Annotated in this window: 22 protein-coding genes; 8 read left to right on the plus strand and 14 right to left on the minus strand. The window is 61.4% G+C overall.

Annotated features, from left to right (window positions below):
• Positions 1-133: 133 nt before the first annotated feature.
• The 3 genes from G5149_RS15430 to G5149_RS15440 are packed head-to-tail and all read right to left on the minus strand — an operon-like array spanning position 134 to position 2,308.
• Positions 134-868, minus strand: a complete 735-nt coding sequence (locus tag G5149_RS15430) for an amino acid ABC transporter ATP-binding protein (RefSeq protein ID WP_040068428.1) — start codon at positions 866-868, stop codon at positions 134-136.
• Between the two features lie 12 nt (positions 869-880).
• Positions 881-1,549: an amino acid ABC transporter permease gene (locus G5149_RS15435; RefSeq protein ID WP_019445518.1), complete on the minus strand. Its 669-nt coding sequence runs from the start codon at positions 1,547-1,549 to the stop codon at positions 881-883.
• Positions 1,550-2,308 (minus strand): amino acid ABC transporter substrate-binding protein, encoded by a 759-nt coding sequence (locus G5149_RS15440; protein ID WP_005339308.1) that lies wholly within the window; start codon positions 2,306-2,308, stop codon positions 1,550-1,552.
• A gap of 311 nt (positions 2,309-2,619) precedes the next feature.
• On the opposite strand from G5149_RS15440, the gene dnaA reads away from it, so the two are divergent.
• The 4 genes from dnaA to gyrB all read left to right on the plus strand — a co-directional run bounded on the left by dnaA (position 2,620) and on the right by gyrB (position 8,691).
• Complete coding sequence (dnaA, locus tag G5149_RS15445) at positions 2,620-3,990, plus strand: chromosomal replication initiator protein DnaA (protein WP_005339307.1); 1,371 nt, start codon at positions 2,620-2,622, stop codon at positions 3,988-3,990.
• A gap of 83 nt (positions 3,991-4,073) precedes the next feature.
• The gene (gene dnaN / locus G5149_RS15450; protein WP_005339306.1) at positions 4,074-5,177 is read left to right on the plus strand and encodes a DNA polymerase III subunit beta; all 1,104 of its coding nucleotides are present in this window, start codon (positions 4,074-4,076) and stop codon (positions 5,175-5,177) included.
• 2 nt (positions 5,178-5,179) lie between these two features.
• Positions 5,180-6,283, plus strand: coding sequence for a DNA replication/repair protein RecF (gene recF, locus G5149_RS15455; RefSeq protein WP_421212869.1), 1,104 nt, complete (start codon positions 5,180-5,182; stop codon positions 6,281-6,283).
• Positions 6,280-8,691 carry a DNA topoisomerase (ATP-hydrolyzing) subunit B gene (gyrB, locus tag G5149_RS15460; RefSeq protein WP_421212871.1) on the plus strand — a complete coding sequence of 804 codons (2,412 nt, stop codon included), beginning with the start codon at positions 6,280-6,282 and terminating at the stop codon, positions 8,689-8,691. The genes recF and gyrB overlap by 4 nt, the downstream gene beginning before the upstream one ends.
• Positions 8,692-8,788: 97 nt before the next feature.
• Here gyrB and G5149_RS15465 read toward each other — a convergent pair whose 3' ends face one another.
• The 4 genes from G5149_RS15465 to G5149_RS15480 form a co-directional block, all read right to left on the minus strand.
• The gene (locus G5149_RS15465; RefSeq protein ID WP_374996077.1) at positions 8,789-9,166 is read right to left on the minus strand and encodes a VOC family protein; all 378 of its coding nucleotides are present in this window, start codon (positions 9,164-9,166) and stop codon (positions 8,789-8,791) included.
• 66 nt (positions 9,167-9,232) lie between these two features.
• Positions 9,233-9,937, minus strand: coding sequence for a helix-turn-helix transcriptional regulator (locus tag G5149_RS15470; RefSeq protein ID WP_421212873.1), 705 nt, complete (start codon positions 9,935-9,937; stop codon positions 9,233-9,235).
• Between the two features lie 65 nt (positions 9,938-10,002).
• Positions 10,003-10,962, minus strand: coding sequence for a helix-turn-helix domain-containing protein (locus G5149_RS15475; RefSeq protein ID WP_421212875.1), 960 nt, complete (start codon positions 10,960-10,962; stop codon positions 10,003-10,005).
• A 91-nt stretch (positions 10,963-11,053) separates the two neighbouring features.
• The gene (locus tag G5149_RS15480; RefSeq protein ID WP_265061855.1) at positions 11,054-11,824 is read right to left on the minus strand and encodes an MBL fold metallo-hydrolase; all 771 of its coding nucleotides are present in this window, start codon (positions 11,822-11,824) and stop codon (positions 11,054-11,056) included.
• Between the two features lie 280 nt (positions 11,825-12,104).
• Between G5149_RS15480 and G5149_RS15485 the strand changes: the two genes are divergently transcribed.
• Positions 12,105-12,518: an Hsp20 family protein gene (locus G5149_RS15485; protein ID WP_005339298.1), complete on the plus strand. Its 414-nt coding sequence runs from the start codon at positions 12,105-12,107 to the stop codon at positions 12,516-12,518.
• A gap of 92 nt (positions 12,519-12,610) precedes the next feature.
• The gene (locus G5149_RS15490) at positions 12,611-13,048 is read left to right on the plus strand and encodes an Hsp20 family protein (RefSeq protein WP_421212877.1); all 438 of its coding nucleotides are present in this window, start codon (positions 12,611-12,613) and stop codon (positions 13,046-13,048) included.
• Between the two features lie 77 nt (positions 13,049-13,125).
• On the opposite strand, the gene G5149_RS15495 is transcribed toward G5149_RS15490, so the two are convergent.
• Positions 13,126-14,376, minus strand: a complete 1,251-nt coding sequence (locus G5149_RS15495) for a valine--pyruvate transaminase (protein ID WP_421212878.1) — start codon at positions 14,374-14,376, stop codon at positions 13,126-13,128.
• Positions 14,377-14,669: 293 nt separating this feature from the next.
• On the opposite strand from G5149_RS15495, the gene G5149_RS15500 reads away from it, so the two are divergent.
• Positions 14,670-14,903: a hypothetical protein gene (locus G5149_RS15500; protein ID WP_005342304.1), complete on the plus strand. Its 234-nt coding sequence runs from the start codon at positions 14,670-14,672 to the stop codon at positions 14,901-14,903.
• Here the strand turns inward: G5149_RS15500 and G5149_RS15505 are convergent.
• A complete protein-coding gene (locus G5149_RS15505) occupies positions 14,833-15,657 on the minus strand; it encodes an AraC family transcriptional regulator (RefSeq protein WP_421212880.1) in 825 nt (274 codons plus the stop codon). The genes G5149_RS15500 and G5149_RS15505 overlap by 71 nt on opposite strands.
• A 92-nt stretch (positions 15,658-15,749) precedes the next feature.
• On the opposite strand from G5149_RS15505, the gene G5149_RS15510 reads away from it, so the two are divergent.
• Positions 15,750-16,877, plus strand: coding sequence for an MFS transporter (locus tag G5149_RS15510; RefSeq protein ID WP_421212881.1), 1,128 nt, complete (start codon positions 15,750-15,752; stop codon positions 16,875-16,877).
• Positions 16,878-16,881: 4 nt separating this feature from the next.
• Here G5149_RS15510 and G5149_RS15515 read toward each other — a convergent pair whose 3' ends face one another.
• The 5 genes from G5149_RS15515 to kdpA form a co-directional block, all read right to left on the minus strand.
• Positions 16,882-17,565 (minus strand): response regulator, encoded by a 684-nt coding sequence (locus G5149_RS15515; RefSeq protein ID WP_421212882.1) that lies wholly within the window; start codon positions 17,563-17,565, stop codon positions 16,882-16,884.
• Positions 17,566-17,595: 30 nt separating this feature from the next.
• Positions 17,596-20,184: a DUF4118 domain-containing protein gene (locus G5149_RS15520; protein ID WP_421212884.1), complete on the minus strand. Its 2,589-nt coding sequence runs from the start codon at positions 20,182-20,184 to the stop codon at positions 17,596-17,598.
• Positions 20,185-20,287: 103 nt separating this feature from the next.
• On the minus strand, positions 20,288-20,815 hold the full coding sequence (locus tag G5149_RS15525) for a potassium-transporting ATPase subunit C (RefSeq protein WP_135318699.1): 528 nt from the start codon (positions 20,813-20,815) through the stop codon (positions 20,288-20,290).
• 60 nt (positions 20,816-20,875) lie between these two features.
• Positions 20,876-22,933 carry a potassium-transporting ATPase subunit KdpB gene (gene kdpB / locus G5149_RS15530; protein WP_421212886.1) on the minus strand — a complete coding sequence of 686 codons (2,058 nt, stop codon included), beginning with the start codon at positions 22,931-22,933 and terminating at the stop codon, positions 20,876-20,878.
• A gap of 55 nt (positions 22,934-22,988) precedes the next feature.
• Positions 22,989-24,671 (minus strand): potassium-transporting ATPase subunit KdpA, encoded by a 1,683-nt coding sequence (kdpA, locus tag G5149_RS15535; protein WP_421212888.1) that lies wholly within the window; start codon positions 24,669-24,671, stop codon positions 22,989-22,991.
• Between the last annotated feature and the right edge of the window lie 42 nt (positions 24,672-24,713).

A 24,713-nucleotide genomic window follows, 5' to 3' on the forward strand; every position in this document is an offset into this window, starting at 1 on the left:
CTGCCGTGGTCTTGAAAAGGCCGCTGCCGAGCGTGAGGATCCAGAGGATCAAGGGCTCCGGATTATACTGGCAACCCGGGGTTAAACAAGGGATCCCTCAATAAAAAAGGCGGCCAGGCCGCCAAAGAGAGAGCTATTTAAGGACTTTCCGCAAGAACTCCCGGGTACGGGGATCCTTGGGATCGACCAATATCTGATCCGGCGGGCCCTGCTCGACGATCCGCCCTCCTTCCATAAAGATCACCCGATCGGCAACATCACGAGCAAATTCAATCTCATGAGTCACCACCACCATGGTCTGGTGCTGGCGGGCCAACTCTTTCATCAGTCCCAAAACCTCGTCGACCCACTCGGGATCGAGGGCCGAGGTGGGCTCGTCAAACAGGATCACCTTGGAGTGGGCCGCCATGGCGCGACCAATGCCGACCCGCTGCTGCTGGCCGCCGGAGAGGGAGGCCGGATAGGCATCCTGCTTGTCGGCGAGGCCAATGTCCTTGAGGATGCCGAGCGCTGTGGCGCGGGCCTCCGCTTTTGGCTGCTTCCAGACGGTGATCAGCCCTTCGGCGATGTTGTCGAGCGCCGTCTTGTTGGCAAACAGGGCGTAGTTCTGGAACACGAAGGAGGCCCGTTTACGCAGCTCGATCGCCTGCTGTTCGCTGGCCTTGGCTAGATTGAGCTTGAGATCGTCGATGGCAAGGGTGCCCGCATCCGGGGTCTCCAGCAGGTTCAGGCAGCGCAACAGGGTCGACTTGCCGGTGCCGGAGGGGCCGATGATGACGACAATTTCCCCCTTTTTGACCTCCAGATCGATGCCGTTGAGCACCTGATTGCCGTGATATGCCTTGGAGAGGCCGGTTAGCTTGATCATGAACGCCCTCCTTTAATAGGCACGGTTGAGACGGACTTCCAGCAGATGCTGCAAGCGGGTAAAGAAGATCACCACCACCCAGTAGATCAGCGCCACCGCCATAAAGCTCTCGAAGAACTTGAAGGAGGAGGAGGCTTCCATCTGCGCTTTGCCCATGATCTCGGCCACTCCCAGGGTGAAGGCCAGCGAAGTGCTTTTGATCATGTCGATGAAGTAGTTCATCAGCGACGGGGTGGCGATACGGGCCGCCTGCGGCAGGATTATCCGCTGCATCGCCTGATAACGGCTCATGCCGATACTGAGCGCCGCTTCCATCTGGCTTTTGTGAATGCCGAGGATGGCTGCTCGGATCGACTCGGCCATGTAGGCGGCGAAGTGCAGGGTCAGACCGACGATGGCGGCGGTAAAGGCATCCATCCCCACGAAGATCGGGAATAGTTGCGGCAGTCCGTAGTAGAGCAGGAACAGCTGAACGAGTAGCGGTGTACCCCGAAAGAACGAGATATAGAGCATCGCCAGCCAGTGAATCGCGGGGACGCGAAACACCCGTACTATCGCCAGGGCCAGCGAGAGTACGAGTGCCAGCACGAATCCCCACAGGGCCATTTCCATCGTGGTGCCCAGATATTTGAGCAGGATGGGAAACAGCCCCAGCGTGTATTCGAGGTCAAATTCCATCATTTATTTGTCGGTGATGTCGGAAGCGAACCATTTCTCGGAGATCTGACGCAGGGAGCCATCCTTGCGCATGGCGGTCAGGGCCTCGTCGACCTTCTTCAGCAGCGCCTGTTTCTCCGGGGTCTTCAGGAAGGGCAGGGCGTTCTCGATAGTCTCGAACGGTGCGCCAGCCTGTTGCAGCGGCAGCTTGGACTCTTTGATCAGCTGGGCGGTGGAGACGCGGTCCATCACGAAGGCATCGATGCGACCCAGCGCGACATCCTGCTCGAAGGCGGAGTCATAGGTGCGGATATCGATCTTCTTGTTCGGGTCGTTCTTGCGCAGCAGCTCTTCAAAGTTGGAACCCAGGTTCACGGCCACCTTCTTGCCTTCCAGATCCTTGATACCGTGAATGGTGCTGTTGCCCTTGCGTACCACGATCTGGGCGCCGTCATAGACGTAAGGTTGGGAGAAGTCGTACTTCGCCTTGCGCTCGTCAGTGATGGTGATCTGGTTGGAAATGGTATCGATGCGGCCGGTTTCCAGCATGCCGAACAGGCCGGAGAAGCTGGCGGTCACGAATTCGACCTTGTAGCCGGTACGCTCGCCGATCTGGTTCCACATATCCACTTCAAAGCCTTGCAGCTTGTCCTGTTTGACGAAGGTGAACGGGAAATATTTGCCAGACATGCCGACCTTGATGGTCTCCTGGGCGATGGCCTGACCGGACAGGGTGGCGAGCAGGATGGCTGCGCCGGAAATAAGCTTGATGGAAGTTTTCATGGGGTTTCTCTCTCTAAATGTCTTGTATTTGTAGTTGTAATAACTGCTTTGGCGCTGATGTTATTGGAATAAAATTTAAAAAATAAATGACATTTGGTTATATGAAATAACAGGAGTGCAGCACGAGATCCGCCAGTTGCAGCAGTGGATCAAGCTGTGGGTAACTTTGGGGATGAAATCCGATCCAAAGGCGCTGGATCCTTGAAAGTCAAGGATCTTATTTGCTGGATCCACCGGGCGATGGCTGGAGATCCGGCGGCTAAAAACGTAGAATAGCCGGTCTTTAGTTAATCAATCGACAGGAGTTTAGAGTGACTGCTTCGCTATGGCAGCAGTGCCTTAACCGGCTGCAAGATGAGTTGCCCTCGGCAGAATTCAGCATGTGGATCCGGCCGCTTCAAGCGGAGTTGAGTGACAATACTCTGACCCTGTATGCACCGAATCGCTTTGTTCTGGACTGGGTACGAGACAAGTATCTCATCCGGGTTAACGGCATCATCAACGAACTCTGCGGGGTCGACGGCCCCGCCCTGCGTTTTGATATAGGCAATCGTCCCCATCCTGTTGCTGTCGCCAGAGCGCCGGTACAGGGTGCCGCGCCTGTGAATAACTTGCAGAAGAGCTGGGAAAGCAAGGCTGAAGCCAAGCCCGAGCCGAACCACAAGAGCAACACCAACGTGAACTATACCTTCGAGAATTTCGTCGAGGGTAAGTCCAACCAGTTGGCGCGTGCGGCTGCCCGTCAGGTAGCGGACAATCCGGGTGGTGCTTACAACCCGCTGTTCCTCTATGGTGGCACCGGCCTGGGTAAAACCCACCTGTTGCACGCCGTTGGCAATGCCATCAAGGAGAGTAAAAAAGATGCCAAAGTCATCTATATGCACTCCGAGCGGTTTGTTCAGGACATGGTGAAAGCGCTGCAAAACAACGCCATTGAAGAGTTCAAGCGTTACTACCGCAGCGTCGATGCCCTGCTCATCGATGACATCCAGTTTTTCGCCAACAAGGAGCGCTCCCAGGAGGAGTTCTTCCATACCTTCAATGCCTTGCTGGAAGGTAACCAGCAGATCATCCTGACCTCGGATCGCTATCCGAAGGAGATCAACGGTGTCGAGGATCGCCTCAAGTCCCGCTTCGGCTGGGGCCTGACCGTGGCGATCGAGCCGCCGGAGCTGGAGACCCGTGTCGCGATCCTGATGCGCAAGGCAGACGAGAACCAGATCCATCTGCCGGACGAAGTGGCCTTCTTCATTGCCAAACGTCTGCGATCCAACGTCCGTGAATTGGAAGGTGCCCTCAACCGGGTGATCGCCAACGCCAACTTCACCGGCCGTGCCATCAACATCGATTTCGTGCGCGAAGCGCTGCGCGACCTGTTGGCACTGCAAGAGAAGCTGGTCACCATCGACAACATCCAGAAGACGGTGGCGGAGTACTACAAGATCAAGCTGGCGGATCTGCTCTCCAAGCGTCGTTCCCGCTCTGTTGCCCGTCCGCGCCAGCTGGCGATGGCACTGGCCAAGGAGCTGACCAACCACAGTTTGCCGGAGATAGGTGATGCCTTTGGTGGCCGTGACCACACTACCGTTCTTCATGCCTGCCGCAAGATCGAGCAGCTGAAGGAGGAGAGTCACGACATCAAGGAGGACTATTCCAACCTGATCCGTACCCTTTCTTCCTGATAACGGAATCGAGTGGACAGATGCAGCGCGAATATTCCAACCTGATCCGAATCTTTTCCTCCTAATCACAACGGAGAGCACAGATGCAGCTCGAAATTAGCCGTGAGGCCCTGTTACGTCCTCTGCAACTGGTGTCCGGCGCCCTCGGCGGCCGACCGACCCTGCCGATCCTCGGCAACGTGCTGCTTGATGTCAGCAATGGTCTGCTGTCACTGACCGGTACCGATCTCGAAGTAGAGATGATCGGTCAGGTCTATCTGAACGGGGCCAGCGAAGATGGCCGCACCACAGTACCGGCGCGCAAGCTGCTGGATATCTGCCGTGGTCTGCCGGAAGGCGCCGAGATCCGTCTCAATACCGAAGGCGAGCGCCTGATCATCCGGTCCGGTCGTTCCCGCTTCAACCTCTCGACCCTGCCGGCGACCGAGTATCCGAACATCGAGGATTGGGAATCCGTGCTCGAGTTCGATATCAGCCAACTGGAGCTGAAGAAGCTGATCGATGCGACCCAGTTCTCCATGGCCAGCCAGGACGTGCGTTACTACCTGAACGGCATGCTGTTCGAGAGTGAAGGTCACGGTCTGCGTACCGTAGCTACCGATGGTCACCGTCTGGCCACCTGCCGCCGCGAGGTTGTAGGGGAATCGCTGCCCGATCATCAGGTTATCCTGCCGCGCAAAGGGGTACTGGAGCTGGTGCGTCTGCTGGAGGCGGAAGACAAGCCGGTGCGGCTGCAGATCGGTCGCAGCAATCTGCGTGCAGCCCTGGACGGCTTCATCTTCACCTCCAAGCTGGTGGATGGCCGCTTCCCGGACTGGCGCCGCGTCATTCCGCGCAACAGCGACAAGGCCCTGATCGCCGGCCGTGAGGATCTGCGTCAGGCGTTTGCCCGCGCCGCCATCCTCTCCAACGAGAAATTCCGTGGGGTGCGTCTCAATCTGCAGGAAAACCTGCTGCGCATCACCGCCAACAACCCGGAACAGGAAGAAGCCGAAGAGCTGCTTGACGTACAATATGCCGCTGGCGAGATGGAGATCGGCTTTAACGTCTCTTATGTGCTCGACGTGCTGAATACGTTAAAATGTGACCAAATTCGGATTAGCCTGAGCGATTCCATCAGCAGTGCCATTATTGAGGATTTTGAACATCAGGATGCTCAGTACGTGGTGATGCCGATGCGGATCTAGTCGTGTCCCTGGTCAAACTCCAGCTCAGCGACTTTCGCAATATCCAGCAAGCCAGTCTCAAGCTGTCGCCCGGCCTCAACATTCTGGTCGGGTGCAATGGCAGCGGCAAGACCAGCGTGCTGGAAGCCATTCACTACCTTGGTCTGGGGCGCTCCTTTCGCACTCATTTGACCGGGCGGGTCATCCGCCAGGGGGAGAGGGCCTTTACCCTGTTTGCCCAGTGTGAACTGGAGGGGCGTCAGGTACCGATCGGTCTTGCCAAAGACAAGAGTGGCGAGACCCAGCTCAAGATTGCCGGGGCGCAGGCCCAGCGGCTGGCAGATTTGGCGGAGCTGTTGCCGGTGCAGTTGATCCATCCCGATGGCTTCAACCTGCTGACGGGCGGGCCTCAGGCTCGCCGCGCCTGGCTCGATTGGGGCGTTTTCCATCAGGAGCCGACCTTCTTTGCCCTGTGGGGGCGAGTGCGGCGGCTGCTGAAACAGCGCAATGCGCTGCTGCGCCAGAGCACCCGGTACCGCCAGCTGGCGTTCTGGGATCAGGAGCTGGTGCGGCTGGGTGGTGAGCTGGCCGAGTTTCGCGCCAGTTATTGTCAGGCCATTACGCCCCTAATCAAGGAGATGACGGCGGATTTTCTGCCGGAATTCGATATCAGTCTCGGCTTTTACCGGGGCTGGGAGAAAGATACTCCCCTCGGCGATCTGCTGGAGGCGGGGTTTGAGCGGGATCGGGCGCTGGGCTATACCGGTTTCGGTCCACAGAAAGCCGATGTGCGCCTCAAGGCGAACGGGGTACCCGCTCAGGATATTTTGTCCCGGGGTCAGTTGAAGTTGCTGGTCTGCGCCATGCGACTGGCCCAAGGGCTCTATTTGAATCAACATAGCAGCCGTGGCTGTATTTTTTTAATTGACGATTTTGCCTCTGAACTGGATGTCGACAAGCGCCGCTTGCTGGCCGCAAGGCTGAAGCAGTGTGCGTCCCAGGTGTTTATCACCGCCATCGACACCGGTCAGCTCGCAGACATGATGGATGCGAATGACTGTAAGTTGTTCCACGTGGAACAGGGTAAAATCTCCGAAACGTTAGAGAAGGCAGAGAGTAAGCTATGAGTGAAAATACTTACGACTCCTCGAATATCAAGGTGCTGAAGGGCCTGGATGCGGTCCGCAAGCGCCCGGGGATGTATATCGGCGATACGGATGATGGCTCGGGTCTGCACCACATGGTGTTCGAGGTCGTCGATAACTCCATTGACGAGGCGCTCGCTGGCTACTGCTCCGATATTCAGGTCAAGATCCATTCCGATGGCTCCGTCTCCGTGCGTGATAACGGCCGTGGTATTCCGGTCGATATTCACCCGGAAGAGGGCCGCTCCGCCGCAGAGGTCATCATGACCGTGCTGCACGCTGGCGGTAAGTTCGATGACAACTCCTACAAGGTATCCGGCGGCCTGCATGGCGTGGGTGTCTCGGTAGTTAACGCCCTCTCTGACAAGCTGTTGCTGACTATTCGTCGTAACGGCCACGTCTACGAACAGACCTATCATCTGGGTGAGCCGCAAGCTCCGCTCAAGCAGATTGGCGACAGCACCGGCACCGGTACTGAAGTTCGCTTCTGGCCGAGCCCGACCATCTTCAGTGACACCCTGTTCCACTACGAGATCCTGGCCAAGCGCCTGCGCGAGCTCTCCTTCCTCAACTCCGGTGTCTCCATCCGTCTGCAAGACGAGCGTGATGGCCGCGAGGCGCATTTCTGCTACGAGGGTGGCATCAAGGCGTTCGTTGAATACCTGAACCAGAACAAAACCCCGATCCACCCGAAGGTGTTCCATTTCACCACCGAGCAGGATGGTATCGGCGTTGAAGTGGCGATGCAGTGGAACGACGCCTATCAGGAAGGGGTCTACTGCTTCACCAACAACATCCCGCAGCGGGATGGTGGTACTCACCTCGTTGGCTTCCGTACCGCGCTGACCCGTACTCTGAACTCCTATATGGACAAAGAGGACTACAGCAAGAAGGCGAAGTCTGCCGCCAGTGGCGACGACGTGCGTGAAGGTCTGATTGCCGTTATCTCCGTCAAGGTGCCGGATCCCAAGTTCTCCTCCCAGACCAAAGACAAGCTGGTCTCTTCCGAAGTGAAGACCGCAGTTGAGCAGGCGATGGGTGAGAAGCTGGCGGACTTCCTGCTGGAAAACCCGGGCGATGCCAAGATCGTGGTCAACAAGATCATCGATGCGGCCCGTGCTCGTGAAGCGGCCCGCAAAGCCCGCGAACTGACCCGCCGCAAAGGCGCGCTGGATATCGCCGGTCTGCCCGGCAAGCTGGCTGACTGTCAGGAAAAAGACCCGGCTCTCTCCGAACTCTACATAGTGGAAGGGGACTCTGCTGGTGGTTCCGCCAAGCAGGGTCGCAACCGGAAGAACCAGGCCATCCTGCCGCTCAAGGGCAAGATCCTGAACGTGGAGAAGGCCCGTTTCGACAAGATGATCTCCTCGCAAGAGGTGGGCACTCTGATCACCGCACTGGGTTGCGGTATCGGTCGCGACGAGTACAACCCGGACAAGCTGCGTTATCACAACATCATCATCATGACCGATGCGGACGTCGATGGTGCGCACATCCGAACCCTGCTGCTGACCTTCTTCTATCGTCAGATGCCGGAAATCATCGAACGTGGCTACGTCTACATTGCCCAGCCGCCGCTCTACAAAGTGAAGAAGGGCAAGCAGGAGCAGTATCTGAAAGACGAAGACGCGCTGCTGCAGTACCAGACCGCCATGGCGCTGGATGGTGCGACCCTGCACGTTAACGAGTCTGCCCCGGCCATCGGTGGCGAGGCGCTGGAGCGTCTGGTCAACCAGCATCGCTCGGTGACTCACCTGATCACCCGTATGTCTCGTCGTGCGCCGGAAGCCGTGCTGACCCAGCTGATCTATCAGCCGGAGCTGAACGAAGCGCTGCTGAACAGCGAGAGCGATCTGCTGGCCTGGTGTCAGGGTATGGAAGCCGTACTCAACGAGAGCAACCAGGGTATCCAGTACCAGATGCAGGTTCGCCGCGATGAAGAGCGCCGCCTGTTCGTGCCGCATGCCGTGGTACGTCAGCACGGTGTCGACCGCGAATATCCGCTCAGCTACGACTTCCTGCAGTCCGGTGAGTACCGTCAACTGGTCTCGCTGGGCAAGGAGATCGCCAACCTGATCGAGGAAGGTGGTTTCATCAAGCGTGGCGAGAAGGTCAAACCGGTTGCCAACTTCGTGGAAGCCGTCGAGTGGCTGATGGGTGAAGGCAAACGCGGCATCTACATCCAGCGCTATAAAGGGCTGGGTGAGATGAACCCTGACCAGCTGTGGGAAACCACCATGGATCCGGAAGCTCGTCGCATGCTGCGCGTCACCATCGACGACGCCGTCGGTGCTGACCAGCTCTTCTCCACCCTGATGGGTGATGCCGTTGAGCCCCGTCGTGACTTTATCGAGACCAACGCCCTGCGCGTAGCCAACCTCGACGTCTAATCAGAATCGCTGATTGCAGTAAAAAGCCGCTCACAAGAGCGGCTTTTTGTTTTTCTGTGGAGGACGTTGCTCGTTCCACGTGGAACATTGAACCCGATTAACCAAGCTCAGGTGCCGGGCAGTAGAGGCGCAGACGATGGCCGTCTGGATCGAGGGCCATGCAGGTGTAGCCAAACTCCATTTTGGTCGGCGCCTGGATTAGGGTGAGCCCGCGCGCCAGCCACTCGGCAGACAGGCGATCGACGGCGGCATTATCGGGAAGGGCAAAGGCCAGCTCCATTGCTCCGGCCGTTTGGGTCACGGCAGGTTCGACCGTTGCACTGGACCAGAGTGCCAGTCTGGCGCCCGATTCGAACACGAACATGACAAAGGTAGGTGACTCCTCCACCGGCTGGCGACCGAACAGCTCTCGGTAGAAGAGCGCGCTGCGGGTCGGGTTGGCAACGTAGAGGATGGTGAACTGGGGGACTAACATGGTGATGCTCCTTGCTGATGAGATGGCGCATCGGCGCCGACCCCGTCAGCATGGCGCTACCTGCTGTCAGTTTCTGTCAGCAATGAATTTCGGCTGCGGGATCTGCTGGGTGGCGCGCCACTCCTTCAGCAGGCTCTCTCTGCTTTTTGGATAGCGGCAATCTTGCGGCTGCATCCGGGTAATGCGATCGACCCGAAAGTGGCGAAAACCCTGACGCAGTTCGCACCAGGCCACCAGTACCCGCACCTGTTCGAAGTAGCCGAGGGCAAAGGGCCAGACGGTGCGCTCAGAGGCCTCATCCTTGAGATCCCGATAGTTCAGGGTCACCTTGCGTTGCTGGCGGATGGCACTGCGCAGGGGGGCTTCATCGGTGAGGCTGTCGCTGCGGGAGGTGCCGATCAGCAGGGCATTGCTCTGGAGCTGCTGGCGATAGTCGGCTGGCAGCACGGCTTCTATCTTGGCCAGCGCACTGCTGCCCGATGCACTCAAAGATCCGTCACCGTGGGCGACGACCCAACGTGACCCCAGCACCAGCGCATCCAGCTCCTCTTCACTGAACATCAATGGCGGCAGCATGAAGCCGGGACGCAGCACATAGCCGATCCCCGGCTCGCCCTCGATATGGGCCCCTTGCGCCTGCAGAGTGGCGATATCCCGATAGAGGGTGCGCAGGCTGATGCCAAGCTGGCTGGCCAGTTCCGCACCTGTGATGGCGTAGCGGTGGCCGCGCAGCAGCTGGAGCAGGGCCAGCAGGCGTTCGGAACGGGACATGGGATGACTCCTCGGGATTTCTGGTTAGCCTGCCATAGCGGAGTGAGCGGATATAGAGGATGTCATCAGACATTGTTTCCGCGAAAAGATCGTCGCCACTCGCTTGGGGAGATGGCAAAGCGGGCGCGGAAGTGATTGCGCAGAGAGGTGGCACTCTTGAAGCCGACCAGCTCAGCGATGCGATCGATGGAATGGCCGCTTACCTCCAGCAGTTCCTGACTGCGCCTGAGCCGCTCCGCCAGCAGCCATTCACCCACCGAGAGGCCGGTAGCCTGATGAAAACGGCGGGTAAAGGTGCGGCGGCTCATCAGGGTATGGGCCGCCAGAGAATCCAGGGTGTGGGGTTCGGCCAGATGGGCACGCAGGTGATCGAGCAACTGGTTCATCCGGACATCGCGGGTGGAGGTGGGCACCGGCTGCTCGATAAACTGGGCCTGACCCCCTTCCCGGTGAGGCGGGATCACCAGCCGCCGCGCCACTTTGTTGGCGATGGCCGAGCCGTGGTACTGGCGTACCAGATAGAGGCAGCAGTCCAGCCCGGCGGCGGTGCCTGCCGAGGTGACCAGCCCTTCGTCATCCACATAGAGGGCGTTGGTATCGAGCTGCACGCAGGGAAAGCGGTGGCAGAAATCCTGCTCATACTCCCAGTGGGTCGATGCCTTGCGACCATTGAGCAGCCCGGCGTAGGCGAGCACATAGGTGCCGAGACAGAGCCCGACCAGCCGGGCACCTCTGGCTCTGGCGGCAATCAGGGCATCGAGCAGTGCTGCGGGTGGCTGTGCTGCCGGGTCGTGCCAGAAGGGGATGACGATGATCTCCGCCTCGGCCAGCACCTCCAGCCCATGGGGAGCCTGAATGGTGAAGCCTTGCGCCGAGTGTGAATGAGGGTTGCCATCGCCGCAGCAGATCTTGAGCTCGAACAGCGGTTGGCCCGGCAGAATATCGCCGAAGATGAGGCAGGGGACGGCGCAGTGAAAAGGGCTGAAGTGATCGAAGGTCACCACGGCAACGATCGGGGTGGTCATGGTGTTGGCTCCTCTCTGCGCGCAGACCACTCATCATAAGCGCTCGGCAGTGAAAGCCGAAGGGCCATCTCTGGCATGGCCCTCCTGCGGGTCACAGTGATATCGCCTCGCCATCTTCTGGCACCCGTACCCGATCCATCATGCCCCGGTCCGCCAGATAGTCGCGCAGCTCCTGGCGTGACAGCACGGCGTGGTTGACCGCCTCCATATGGCTGGCGATCAGCGTGGCTTGCGGTGCGGCCTGATAAACGGCGGCGACATCCTCCTTGCCCATGATGATGGAACCGAGCCCGGGCACCTGTGCATCGCCGCAGTTGAGGATGATGACCTCGGGCTGATGCTGTTGCAGGGCTTGCTCGACCCGGGGATGCCAGATGGTATCACCGGCCAGATAGAGGCACTGTTCATCGGGGTGGGAGAAGACCACGCCGCACACTTCTCCCATTCGCTCGCCCAGTACCGCCATCAACTGGTCGCTGCCGTGCTGGCCACCGGTCTGCTGCAGGCGAATGCCGGCAAACTCGGGCTGGTCGCTCAGCAGGCGCACATCCTCAAAGCCACTGGCACGAATGGCATCGGCATCTTTCTGATGTTGCACCAATAGCGGCAGATGCTTGGGGATCAGGGCTCTGGCGGCGTCATCCCAGTGGTCGGGATGGTCGTGGGTGACGATAACGGCATCCACATCGACCAGCTCATCGATCGGTAGAGGCAGCTCGACCAGCGGATTGCGCAGCTGGCTGTTGGCGGTGCCCTCAAAGCCGGGGAAGGCCCCCTTGGCCGAGAGCATGGGGTCGATCAGAAAGCGGGTGCCGGCATAGTCGAGCAGCAGGGTGGCGTTGCGAACCTGGGTAATCTTCATGGGATGGCTCCATGTTGGCTGGTGGATATGCAACCAATTATGGGAGACGGAGCGAGTTGCCATCAGTGGCCCATGGGTCGATTATCATCACTATCGGGCCAACAGGTTGATGTTCTACAGGTCGGCGCGGCCATTTAAAAAATTTGAAAAAATCCCCTTGAAAGGAAAAAGTGAGCCCCTATATAGGTAACAAGGCCGGAATGCTCGACAGAGGTTTCGACCAGGCGCCCGTCCATAAGGAGGGCAAACAATCCGTTATCGCTCACAAGAGGGTAATACTATGCGTTCTATCGACTTTTCTCCGCTCTATCGTTCTGCCATCGGTTTCGATCGTCTGGCCAATCTCATCGAATCTGCGGCCAGCAATGGCAATGCCGGTTACCCCCCCTACAACATCGAGCAGTTGGGTGACAACGACTACCGCATCAGCATGGCGGTGGCGGGCTTTACTCAGGAAGAGCTGGAGCTGAGCTTCCAGGAAAATCTGCTGACGGTGAAGGGCAACAAGCAGGCCGACACCGGGCGCAACTATCTCTATCAGGGGATCGCCGAGCGTGGTTTTGAGCGCCGCTTCCAGCTGGCCGACTATGTGCGGGTGAAAGGGGCCGACCTGAAAAACGGCTTGCTGCACATCGAACTGGTACGTGAAGTGCCCGAGGCGATGAAGCCGCGCAAGATCGAGATCAACGGCTGATAGCCTGACCTCATTGAATTGTTGACGTTTCCCGGGTGCCGATGACGGGCCCGTGGAGAAGTGAAACCTGTTGCTTATAGAAGGATAGGATTATGCGTAACCTCGATTTTTCTCATCTCTATTCCAACGCCGTCGGCTTCGAGCGGATGGTCCGTGAGTTGGAAGGCCTGTTCGAGCAGAAAACCGCCGCTTACCCCCCGTACAACATCGAAAAGCGCGATCAGGACGGCTATCGCATCACGGTCGCCGTGGCCGGCTTCGAGCGTGAAGAGCTGGAGCTGGAGACCGAAAACGGCACCCTCAAGGTGAAGGGGCGCAAGGCCGCCGCCGATGAACGCCAGTTCCTCCATCAAGGGATTGCTGAACGCGACTTCGAGCTCGCCTTCAAGCTGAGCCAGCATGTGGAAGTGCAGAGCGCCAAGCTGGAGCATGGCCTGCTGACCATCGATCTGGCGCGCGAGCTGCCGGAGGCGCTCAAGCCTCGTGCCATCCCGATCGGCAAGCCCGATCAGCTGGCACTGCCCGGTTAAGCCAACCGGATCGCGATAAACAAGAGAGGCCTGCATGCATTTGCAGGCCTCTCTGTTTTTGGATCGCCGAACTGGGCTTAGCCGGCGTAGAGGGCGTTGATCTCGTCGGCCAGGATGGCGATGCCGCGCCGTACCAACTCCTCGTTCTGGGAGTAGTTGAGGCGGATGCACTCCTGACTGTGACGCCACTTTGGATCGTCGATGCCGGGGAAGAAATAGTGCCCCGGCACGATCAGCAGGTTCTTCGCCTTCAATCGCTCGTACAGCTCCTGACAGTGGATCGGCAGGCCTTCGAACCAGAGCCAGAGGAAGAGGGCGCCTTCCGGCTTGTGGATGTGGAAGCGCGGATCGGGGATCGCTTCGCGCAGCAGTTGTACCGCCAGCTCCGCCTTCTGCCGATAGAAGGGTTTCACCACTTGTTCGCTGAGGGCGATGATCTCGCCGCTCTCGATCATCGGGATGGTGATAGCAGGCCCCAGACTGCCCGGCGCCAGATTGATGATGCCGCTCAGGTTGGTGATGGCCTGAATGATCTTCTCGTCGGCGATGACGATGCCGCAGCGAGTACCCGGCAGGCCGAGCTTGGAGAGGCTCATGCAGAGGATGGTATTGGCATTCCAGAACGGCTTGGCTTCGCTGAAGATGATGCCCGGGAAGGGGACGCCGTAGGCGTTGTCGATCAGCAGCGGAATGCCCTTGTCGCGGGCAATCTGGTCGAGGTGTTCGATCTCTTCGTCGGTCAGCACGTTGCCGGTGGGGTTGGTCGGGCGGGAGACGCAAATCACCCCTATGTCGTCACCCACCTGCAGGCTCTCGAAATCCACGTGGTACTTGAACTGACCATCGGCCAGCTTCTCTATGGTGGGCTTGTAGGCCACGAAGTAGTCGTCCGCCAGCGCAGAGTCGGCATAGCCGATGTACTCGGGGGCGAGCGGGAACAGCACCTTCTTCTTGCGGCCATCGGCAAATTCGCCCGCCAGCAGGTTGAACAGATAGAAGAAGGCGTTCTGGCTGCCGTTGGTCAGGGCGATGTTGCGGGCGGAGATGTCCCAGCCCAGCTCCTTGCTGAGCAGGGCCGCCAGCGCCTTGGTGAACCTGTCCTTGCCTTGGGGGCCATCGTAGTTGGCCATCGCCTTCACCAGCTCGCCGTTGTCGAGCATGCTCTTGGCCTCGGCCTGGAAGCGTTCCAGCATGGCGGGGATGGGGGCCGGGTTGCCGCCACCCAGCATGATGGCGTCCGGATTGGTCAGCCCCTGATTAAGGTCATCCATGAGTTGGGTAATACCGGCATGGCGAGTGAACTTCTCGCCGAACAAGGAAAATTCCATTCGGTGACAGATCCAGAGTCAGTTACGGGGGAGCTAGCACCATAGCTCAGTTTAAAAGCGGGTGTCGATCAAAATAACGGGACGTTCCACGTGGAACATGGTGCAAAAATCAAGCGTGGTTAAAATCACCAACTGTTGGTTTAAAAATGACTGGGCGGGATGCATTTTGCGACTCAATTTGGTATCGCAAGATAGTTAATTTAAACAAAATCATCATGTTATGAATTGCATGAGGATTGGCACAACTATTGGAATAGCTATCTGGTCATCTCAACCATACCGGAGCAAACCAGATGAAAAGCCTGATCGCTACCCTGATTGTGAGTGCCCTGAGCCTGAACGTGATGGCCAACGAAAACCCGCGGCCCGAGCTGGAGAGTGCCCAGCTGGAGCAGGATGTGCAGAGTGAGTTGCAACAGGCATCCCATGCCGTGGTGCAGGATGCGCTGCACAACCTCAAACCGCTGGCGCTGGATACCCTGGTGGTGGAGGCGAGCCAGGCTGTGGCGACTCACCCTGAGAGTTGAGGTAGCGCAGGGGGGTCTGTCCCGTATGTTGTTTGAAGAAGCTGATAAAGGCGCTGTCGCTGGAGAACTCCAGCGCAGCGGCAATCCGGCTGATGGGCTCGCTTTCTGCCAGCAGCTCCATGGCGCGCAACAGCCGCCACTGCTGACGCCACGCCTGATAGCTCATGCCGGTCTCTCGCATGAAGATGCGGCCTATGGTCTTGTCACTGGCACCCACCCGTTCGGCCAGCCGGTTGAGCCGATCGGGCAGGGTGTCACCCCGCTTTATCTCCTGCAGCCAGCCGGTCAGACGCCCGTCTGACGGCAGCGGCAACTGCCAGGATTCCCGCGGCGCTTGCGCCAGCTCCTCCTGCAACAGCGCCAGCGTGCAATGCTGCTCCGCCGCTGGCTTGTCCCACGGCCAGAGCGCCATTCGTTCGATGATCTCCCGCAGCAGCGGGTTGACCGCCAGCACCGCCATCTCGTTTGGCAACTCGGGCTCCGGCTGGAAGTAGAGGGAGCGATAGGCCACTACCCCGCGCATCAACACCCGATGGGGCAGGCCTGCTGGCAACCAGGCCGCTCGCGTCGGCGGCAGCAGGCAGACCTGATCGTCCAGCTCTATGGTCATGCAGCCTGCCTGGGCGAACAGCAGCTGATGGCGCTTGTGCTGATGGCGGCCGGAGTCGTGCCAGCCGAGGGCGGAGGCGATCCCGATGGCGCTGCTCTCGTGCTGATCCGGGTCAAAAGAGTGATCGGGAAGAATAAAGGCCATGTGTCCGATTATTGATGTTTATAGTCCTGCTTATTGTAATCGGACAATCGGCATCACTCTAGAATGACGGCCTCTTGTGAAGGAGGTTTGTCATGAACAACAAGTTGCCACCGCTCTGGCTGGTGATCGGATTGATGATGTTTCCGCAGATAGTGGAGACCATCTACAGCCCGGTGCTGACCCATATCGCCAGTCAGTTTCGGGTGAGCGAAGGGCAGGCATCGCAGACGCTGTCGGTCTATTTTCTGGCGTTTGCTGCGGGCGTGGTCTGCTGGGGCCGACTGTGCGATCTGGTCGGGCGGCGTCCCGCGATGCTGGCGGGGCTGATGACCTATGGCGCTGGCACTCTGCTGGCTTTGCTGGCCACTGAGTTTGAAACCCTGTTGCTGGCCAGGGTCATCGTGGCCTTCGGCGCCGCCGTGGGCTCCGTGGTGACCCAGACCATGCTGCGCGACAGCTATCAGGGCAGCGATCTGGCGCGGGTCTTTTCAGTGATGGGTATCGCGCTCTCACTCAGTCCGGTGCTGGGGCTGGTGAGCGGCGGCCAGCTGGCGAGCGGGTTCGGCTATCTTGGGGTATTCAGCGCCCTGCTGGTGTTGGCTGCCGGATTGTTGCTGGTCACTTGCTGGCAACTGCCGGAAACCAGGCCGGCCATCACCCTGCGGGTGGCACTCTGGCCGCTGGCACAACGGATGGTGCGTGATGCAGCCTTGTGGCGCAGCGCCGCACTGGTAGCGCTGTTCAACACCATGCTGTTTGGCTACTACAGCCTGGCTCCCTTTCTGTTTGCCGGGCTGGGGTTGAGTGCGGGCGAGTTCGGTTACTCCGGCATCTTGCTAGCGCTGGCGACCCTGGGGGGCAGCCTGCTCAACAAGCGCCTGCTGGGGCATGGCTGGTCGCCAGCCTCGCTGATCCGGCTCGCTGCCGCATTGGCGCTGGGGTCCGGCTGGCTGGTGTGGGCCAGTCAGACTTCGCTCTGGTTCCTGCTGCCCATGATGGGGGTGGTGGTGGCGTTCGGGCTGGCGATCCCCAATGTGCTGAGTCAGGCGCTGCTGGCCTATCGGGAGGTGGCAGGCAGTGCCGGTGCCCTGTTCGGGCTCGGTTACTACCTGTTGCTCAGCCTGGGGTTGGCGGTTGCCGCCAGCTTGCAGGATCTCGGTCTGTTGCTTGGCGGTTGTGGTCTGCTGGCCCTCTGCTGCGGTTGGTGTCGTTCCACGTGAAACATCAGCTGCCGATAAAGCGGTAGCCAATGCCGGATTCAGTTTCGATCAGCGTGGGTTGCTGGGGGTTATCTCCCAGCTTCTTGCGCAGGCTGGCGATGACGATGCGCAGGTAGTGGGTATCCTCCTTGTGGCTCGGCCCCCAGATGTCGTTGAGCAGCTGGGTCTGCATCACCAGCTTGCCGGGGTGGCACACCAGCGCTTGCAGCAGGGCGAACTCCTTGCGGGAGAGAGGGATCTCCTCGTCTTTCATGGTCACCTTGTGGCTGCTGACATCCAGCGTCAGGCCGCATTGGGGGAAGTGGCGCCGCTCGCCGCTGCTGACGCCAGCCCGCTGGCGCAACAGCACCCGGATACGGGCCATCATCTCGCCGATGCCGAACGGCTTGCTCATGTAGTCGTTGGCCCCCGCATCCAGCAAGCGTACCTTCTCCTGTTCAGAGTCCCGTGCCGACAGCACCAGTACCGGGTGCTGATGGTGCTCGCGAATGGCCTGCAACACTTGGATTCCGTCCCCGTCCGGCAGGCCGAGGTCCAGGATCACCAGATCGGGATTGAGGTGGCGATACTGCGCCAGCCCCTCGTTGACGCCGACCGCCTCGCTCACCTGATGCCCCTCGGCGATCAGGCTGATCCGCAAAAAACGGCGGATGGCCGCTTCGTCGTCGATGACCAGTATGTGAGCCATTCAGCCTCCAGCTGGATAGAGTAAAAAGGTTCAGGCCGCGGCTGCATTGAGCGCCAGCGGCAGGGAGATGCGCATGCAGGTGCCGTTGCCGTTGGGGCCGGAAAATGCCCAGATGTGGCCGCCGTGGGCCTCTATCATAGCGCGGGAAATGGCGAGGCCAAGCCCGGTGCCGCGGCTGCCGCAGTCGCCAACCGGCTGGGTGTAGAACAGATTGAAGATCTTGTCCCGATCCGACTCGGCGATGCCGACCCCGATATCGATGATGTCGAGGATGAGATCGGGGTCCGCCAGCATTACCTTGAACTCGATGGGGGTGCCGGCCGGCGAGTAGCGGGAGGCGTTGTCGAGGATGTTGACCAGCACCTGCTCGATCAGGGCGCCGTGCACATAGAGGCGGGGGATCTGCTGATCGAAGTGCACCAGCAGCTTGTGCTGGCGCCAGGAGGAGTCGAGTCGGCGGCGGGCGTTCTCCACCAGATCCGCCAGGTCGACCCAGTCCCGTTTCAGCTGGAAATCCGGTGAGCCGATGCGGGTCATGTCCAGCAGGTTCTGCACATAGCTGTGCAGGCGGCGCGCCTCGTCCTGCACCGAGTGCAGCAGCTCGCTGCGATCTTCGCTGCTGATCCGGTCACCATATTCCAGCAGGGTGCTGCCGGCCCCCATGATGGTGGCCAGCGGCGTTTTCAGATCGTGGGAGACCGAGGAGAGCAGGGCGGCGCGCATCCGGTCGGTCTCCGCCTGCAGCTGGCTGTCGGCCAGCCGTTCGTTGAGATCGATCCGGGCCAGCGCGGCGCGGATATCGGTGAGCAGGGCCTGCAGCTGATGCTCGGCCGAGGAGGCGAGCGGATTGGCCAGCACTATCCCCAGCACCAGTTCATCGCTGAGGTGGTGGTACTGGGCCTCGGCAGCGTTGAGGGTGGCGGTGTGGGCGCCGGCGCTCTGCTTCTGGGCCAGACACCAGTCGATGGCCGCCTTGTCGGTCTGCCCCGGCTTGTGCTGGGTCGAACCGGCCCTGTGCTGGTAGTGCTGATCGAGGGCGAACACCGGCTGGCCCAGTGCCAGCGAGATGGCCTGGGAACCCTGTCTGAGCACCTCTTCCGGGCTGCTGGCGGTGGCCAGCCCCTGGCTCAGCGACAGCAGGGCGTTGCCCAGCTGCTGGGTTTCGCGCAGGCCGATCAGCTGTTGGCGCTGACGGGAGGCGAGCCGCCCGGCCGTGATGCCGACGATCAACAGCACGAACAGGGTGAGCAGATCGCTGTGGCTGGCCACGCTCAAAGAGAAGTAGGGGGCGGTGAACAGCAGATTGTGGCCGACGAAGCCCAGCACCGCAGCCAGGATGGCGGGCATCAGGCTGGTGGTGAGCGCGGTGGCCAGCACCCCCAGCACGAACAGCATGGGCAGGGAGGCGGGCGGCAGCCAGTGGGAGAGGCCCCAGACGGCGGCCGAGGTGGTCCCCATGATGGCCACTGCCAGCAGGCTCTGGCGAATGTCCTTGGGGTGGAGCGGCTGCAAGCCCAGGTTGGGCTTGCGCTTCTCGGTATCCACCAGTGTGATCTCGAGCCCCTGCGCCTGCTTGAGCAGGTGTTGCACCAGCGAGCGACGCCAGGGGGCCTTGTGAGGTTTGCCCAACAGCAGTTGCGACACCTGCTGCTGCTCGGCAGTCTCCAGCAGGGTGTCGGCCACCGCCGGACTGGAGAGAGTCAGCACCTTGGCCCCCAGCTGGGAAGCGAGCGCCAGCGCCTGCTCTAGCTCGACCGAGCGCTGCCCCTTGCTGTCGATGTGTACCACCAGCCAGGGCAGCTGGCGGCGCTGGGCGAAGCGGTGGCCGTAGCGCACCAAGGCGGCACCGTGCTGATCGCCGAGGCAGACCATCAGCTTGCCCCGCAGCGGCAGTGTGGTCTTGCCGGCGGCCTGCCACTGCAGCTGCAGATCCCCCTCCACGTGGCTGGCGGCGGTCTGCATCGCCAACTCGCGCAGGGCGGTCAGGTTATTGAGAGAGAAAAAGGACTGCAGGGCGGCCTTGGCCTGGTGGGGCACATAGACCTTGCCCTCCTTGAGGCGGCCGAGCAGCTCCTTGGGGGGGAGGTCTATCAGCACCAGGCTGTCGGCCTCCAGCAGCACCTGATCCGGCAGTGTCTCCTTGACCCTGACCCCGGTCAGTTGCCACACCAGATCGTTGAGGCTCTCCAGGTGCTGCACGTTGAGGGTGGTGTAGACGTCGATGCCGGCACCCAGCAGCTCCTCCACATCCTGCCAGCGCTTCTCATGGCGGCTGCCGGGGGCGTTGCTGTGGGCCAGCTCGTCCACCACGGCGATGGCGGGCTTGTGGGCCAGCAGGCCGTCCAGATCCATCTCCTCCAGCCGCTGCTGGCGGTGCAGGTGCAGCTTGCGCGGCTGGATGGAGAGCTTGTCGAGCAGGGCCAGGGTCTCCTGGCGGCCGTGGGTCTCCACCACCCCGATCAGGATGTCGACTCCCTCCCTGGCCTGCTCCCGTACCGCCTGCAGCATGGCGTAGGTCTTGCCGACGCCGGGGGCGGCACCGAGAAACACCTTCAGCTTGCCCCTGTGCTCCTGTTCCAGGCTCGCCAGCAGGGCGTCCGCCCTCACCTCATCACGCATCCCCGTGCTCCCGTTGCATCGGCCGAACCTCGGCCGTGACCTCATTGCTCATGCTTGTCCCCGTTGTCGAAAGGGAGCCTGTCCCGAACGGCAAGGAGCGCCCTCAGGCGCCCTTTTGATGATCGAGTTGCAGGTTCAACTGGAGAATGTTGACCACCTGCGGGCCAAGGATACCAGCTTGTGCCGCCGACTTGACCTGCTCCGTCAACTGAACGGGATCCAGCCCCCGTTGCCCGGCGACCCGCTCTACCTGGGCCAGCACTGCAGCGAGCGGCAGATGGGGATCGAGGCCGGAGGCGGAGCGGGTCAGCAGGGCGGGGACCCTGGCTTCCGGCTGCGCCCTGGCCGCCGCTGCGGCAAACTCGGCCCGCAGCGGCGAGCTCATCCCCAGGTTGCTGGCGCCTCCGCCTATGGTGGCGAAGTCGCTGGCTGAGGGGCGGGAGTGGAAGTAGTCGGCCCGCTCGAACTTCTGTGCCAGCAGGGCGCTGCCGACCACCTGCTGCTTGGCGTTGGTGAGCAGGCTGCCGTTGGCCTGCCAGGGGAAGAGCAGCTGGGCCAGCCCGGTGACGGCCAGCGGGTACGCCACCCCCAGCAGCAGGGTCAGGGTCAGCAGGGTTCTGATTGCTATCATGATTTTCTTGCTCCAAATACGTTGGTTGGATGCGGGTCTGCCCCGCATCCGGTAATGCCGTTACACCAGCCCCAGGCCGGTGATGACCAGGTCGATCAGCTTGATACCTATGAAAGGCACTATCAGGCCGCCGACGCCGTAGATCAGCAGGTTGCGGCGCAGCAGGCTGGCGGCCGAGCCCTGCAGGCTGACCCCGCGCAGGGCCAGCGGCACCAGCGCGACGATGATCAGGGCATTGAAGATGATGGCCGACAGGATGGCGCTCTCGGGGCTGCCCAGCTGCATCAGGTTCAACACCCCCAACTGCGGATAGGCGGCGATGAACAGGGCCGGCAGGATGGCGAAGTACTTGGCCACGTCGTTGGCGATGGAGAAGGTGGTCAGGGCGCCGCGGGTCACCAGCAGCTGCTTGCCCACCAGCACCACGTCCAGCAGTTTGGTGGGGTTGGAGTCGAGATCCACCAGGTTGCCCGCCTCCTTGGCGGCCTGGGTCCCCTCGTTCATGGCCAGCCCCACGTCGGCCTGGGCCAGCGCCGGTGCGTCGTTGGCACCGTCCCCGCACATGGCGACCAGCCGGCCATCGGCCTGCTCCTGACGGATGTAGGCCAGCTTCTTCTCCGGTGTCGCCTCGGCGATGAAGTCATCCACCCCGGCCTCGGCGGCGATGGCGGCGGCGGTCAGCGGGTTGTCACCGGTGATCATCACGGTGCGGATCCCCATGTGGCGCAGGATCTGGAAGCGGGCCTTGATGCCCGGCTTGATGATGTCCTTGAGGAACACCACCCCCAGCAGCTTCTCGTGGGTACAGACCAGCAGCGGGGTGCCGCCCTGGCGGGCGATGTTGTCCACCGATTTGAGGATGAGCTCGGGCACCGCCTTGCGATCGAGCGAGAGGTAGCGCAGCACTGCGTCCACCGCCCCCTTGCGATAGTGATGGCCGTTGCGATCCAGCCCGCTCAGCCGGGTCTCGGCGCTGAAGGGGATCAGGATGTCGCTCTCCAGCTGGCTTGGTCTGGTGTGGCTCTTGCCCGCCAGGGTCAGGATGGATTTACCCTCGGGAGTGCTGTCACCCAGCGAGGCCAGCATGGCGGCCTGGGCCAGCAGAGAGGGGTCCACGCCGGGGGCAGGGATCAGCTCGTCCGCCATCCGGTTGCCGAAGGTGATGGTGCCGGTCTTGTCCAGCAGCAGGGTGCGCACATCGCCGGCGGCTTCCACCGCCCGGCCCGACTTGGCGATCACGTTGAGCTTCACCAGCCGGTCCATGCCGGCGATGCCGATGGCGGAGAGCAGACCGCCAATGGTGGTAGGGATCAGGGTGATGAACAGCGCCAGCAGATAGAGCCGGGGCACCTGGGTGCCGTTGTAGTCGAGGAACCAGGGCAGGGTGGCCACCACCAGCAGGAAGATCAGGGTCAGCCCCACCAGCAGGGCGTCCAGCGCCATCTCGTTGGGGGTCTTCTGCCGCTTGGCTCCTTCCACCAGCGCAATCATCCGATCCAGCGTGCTTTCGCCCGGGTTGTTGCTGATGTGTACCCAGATCTGGTCGGAGACGACGGTGGTGTTGCCGGTCACGCCGCTGCGGTCGGTGCCCGACTCGCGGATGACGGGGGCGGATTCGCCGGTGATGGCCGCCTCGTTGACCGAGGCGATGCCGGCGACCACTTCGCCGTCGGCCGGGATCATCTCGCCGCTGCGCACCAGCACCAGATCGCCCTTGAGCAGGCTGGTGGCCGGTACCCATTCGCCCTTGTCATCTTGCGGGCTGGTGACCCGACGTGCCTTTAACTGGCTCATGCCGGCCTTCAGGCTGTCGGCCCGCGCTTTGCCGCGCCCCTCGGCCAGGGTCTCGGCGAAGTTGGCAAACCAGAGGGTGAGCCAGAGCCAGGCGGTCAGCTGCCAGGCCAGCGAAGGGGCGACGCCGGAGAGCGGCTGCCCCAGCAGTGACTCCAGGGTCGCCATCACTGCCGCCAGCCAGAGGGTGAACAGGATGGGGCTGCCAAACAGCGCCCTGGGGTTGAAGCGATAGAGGGCTTCCACCATGGCCTGCAGGATCTGTGATTTCTGTTTCTTGCCCTTCACCTGAATGGTGTCGGTGCTCATTGAGGCGGACTTGCTCATTGGAAAGCTCCCTGCATCGAATAGTTGGTCACGCAGATCAGTCGGGTGTGCAGCATCAGAAGGCACCTCCCAGCAGGCTCAGGTGTTCCGCCACCGGGCCCAGCGCCAGTACCGGCAGGAAGGAGAGACCCCCCATCAGCAGCACGGTGACGCTCAGCAGGGTGATGAAGAGCGGGCCGCTGACGGGGAAGTCCCCCTCGCTTCGCTCCTGGCGCGGGGCGCGGGCCAGCTGGCCAGCGATGGCCAGCACCGGAATGATGTAGCCGAAGCGACCGAGCAGCATGGCCAGCCCGATGGCGATGCACTGCCAGCTGTCGGCGGCGGCAAAGCCGGCGAAGGCGGAGCCGTTGTTGCCGGCGGCCGAGGCGTAGGCATAGATCAGCCGGGACAAGCCGTGGGGGCCGTCGTGACCGATGACGGTGGCGGAGTTCGGCATCAGCAGGGTAATGCCGCCGATCACCAATACCCCGACCGGCATCACCAGCATGCTGGCGACCACCCATTTCATCTCGGTGATGCCGAGTCGTTTGCCCAGATAGGTCGGGGTGCGTCCCACCATCAGGCCGCACAGGAACACGGTCAGCAGCACGAACAGCATCATGCCGTAGATGCCGGCACCGACGCCGCCGAACACCACTTCACCCAGCAGCATGTTGATCATGGCGACCATGCCGGCGAGCGGGGCGAAGCTGTCGTGCATGGCGTTGACCGAGCCGTTGGAGGCGGCAGTGGTGGCCACTTCCCAGATGCTGGAGAGCACGGGGCCGAAGCGACTCTCCTTGCCTTCCCAGTTGCCGGCTTCGCTGGTGAGGTGGGCGAGGGCGGGATCCGGTTTCAGCTCCTGGCCGATGGCGAGGCAGAGCCCCAGCACCAGCATGATGGTCATGGCGATGAGGATGGCGCGGCTGTGGGCCAGATCCTTCACGTAGCGACCCAGGGTACAGACCATGGCGGCGGCCAGCGTCAGCAGGGCGACCATCTCCAGCCAGTTGGAGAGGGCGGTGGGGTTCTCGAACGGATGGGCCGAGTTGATGCCGAAGAAGCCGCCGCCGTTGGAGCCGAGCTGCTTGATGGCGATCTGGGAGGCGGCCGGGCCGAGCGGCAGCAGCTGCTCCTGGTCTTCCAGCCCGTGGAACGGCAGGTAGGCCGACAGGCTCTGGGGCACCCCCTGCCAGACCAGCAGCAGCGCCAGGATCAGCGCCATCGGCAGCAGCACGTAGAGACAGAAGCGCACCAGATCCTGCCAGAAGTTGCCGAGGTGGGTGGTCTGCTGGCGGGCGATGCCGCGAAACAGGGCGATGGCGACCGCGGCGCCGGTGGCGGCGGAGACGAAGTTCTGGGTGGTGAGCCCCACCATCTGGCTGAAATAGGAGAGGCTGGCTTCACCGGAGTAGGCCTGCCAGTTGGTGTTGGTCATGAAGCTGACCGCGGTGTTGAAGGCGAGTTGCCAGTTCAGCCCGGGCAGTTGCTGCGGGTTGAGGGGCAGCAGCCCCTGCGCCAGCAGGATCAGGAACAGCAGGCCGAAGCCTGCGCCGTTGAAGGCCAGCAGGCTGAGGGCGTAGGACTTCCAGTCCTGCTCGCGCCCGTCCGTGCCGCAGCAGGCCTGGGTGGCACGCTCAAGCGGGGCGAGCCAGCGACTCTTGCCTTCAAATACCCGATACAGGTAGTTGCCAAGCAGAGGCGCCGGCAGCAGCACCAGCAGCACGAACGCGACGGGATAGATGATCTCTTGCCACATATCCTGTTCCTCACTCATGGGTGCGCGCGAGGGCGCGCAGCA

Source organism: Aeromonas sp. 600479, from assembly GCF_049175515.1.
GTDB lineage: Bacteria > Pseudomonadota > Gammaproteobacteria > Enterobacterales > Aeromonadaceae > Aeromonas > Aeromonas veronii_A.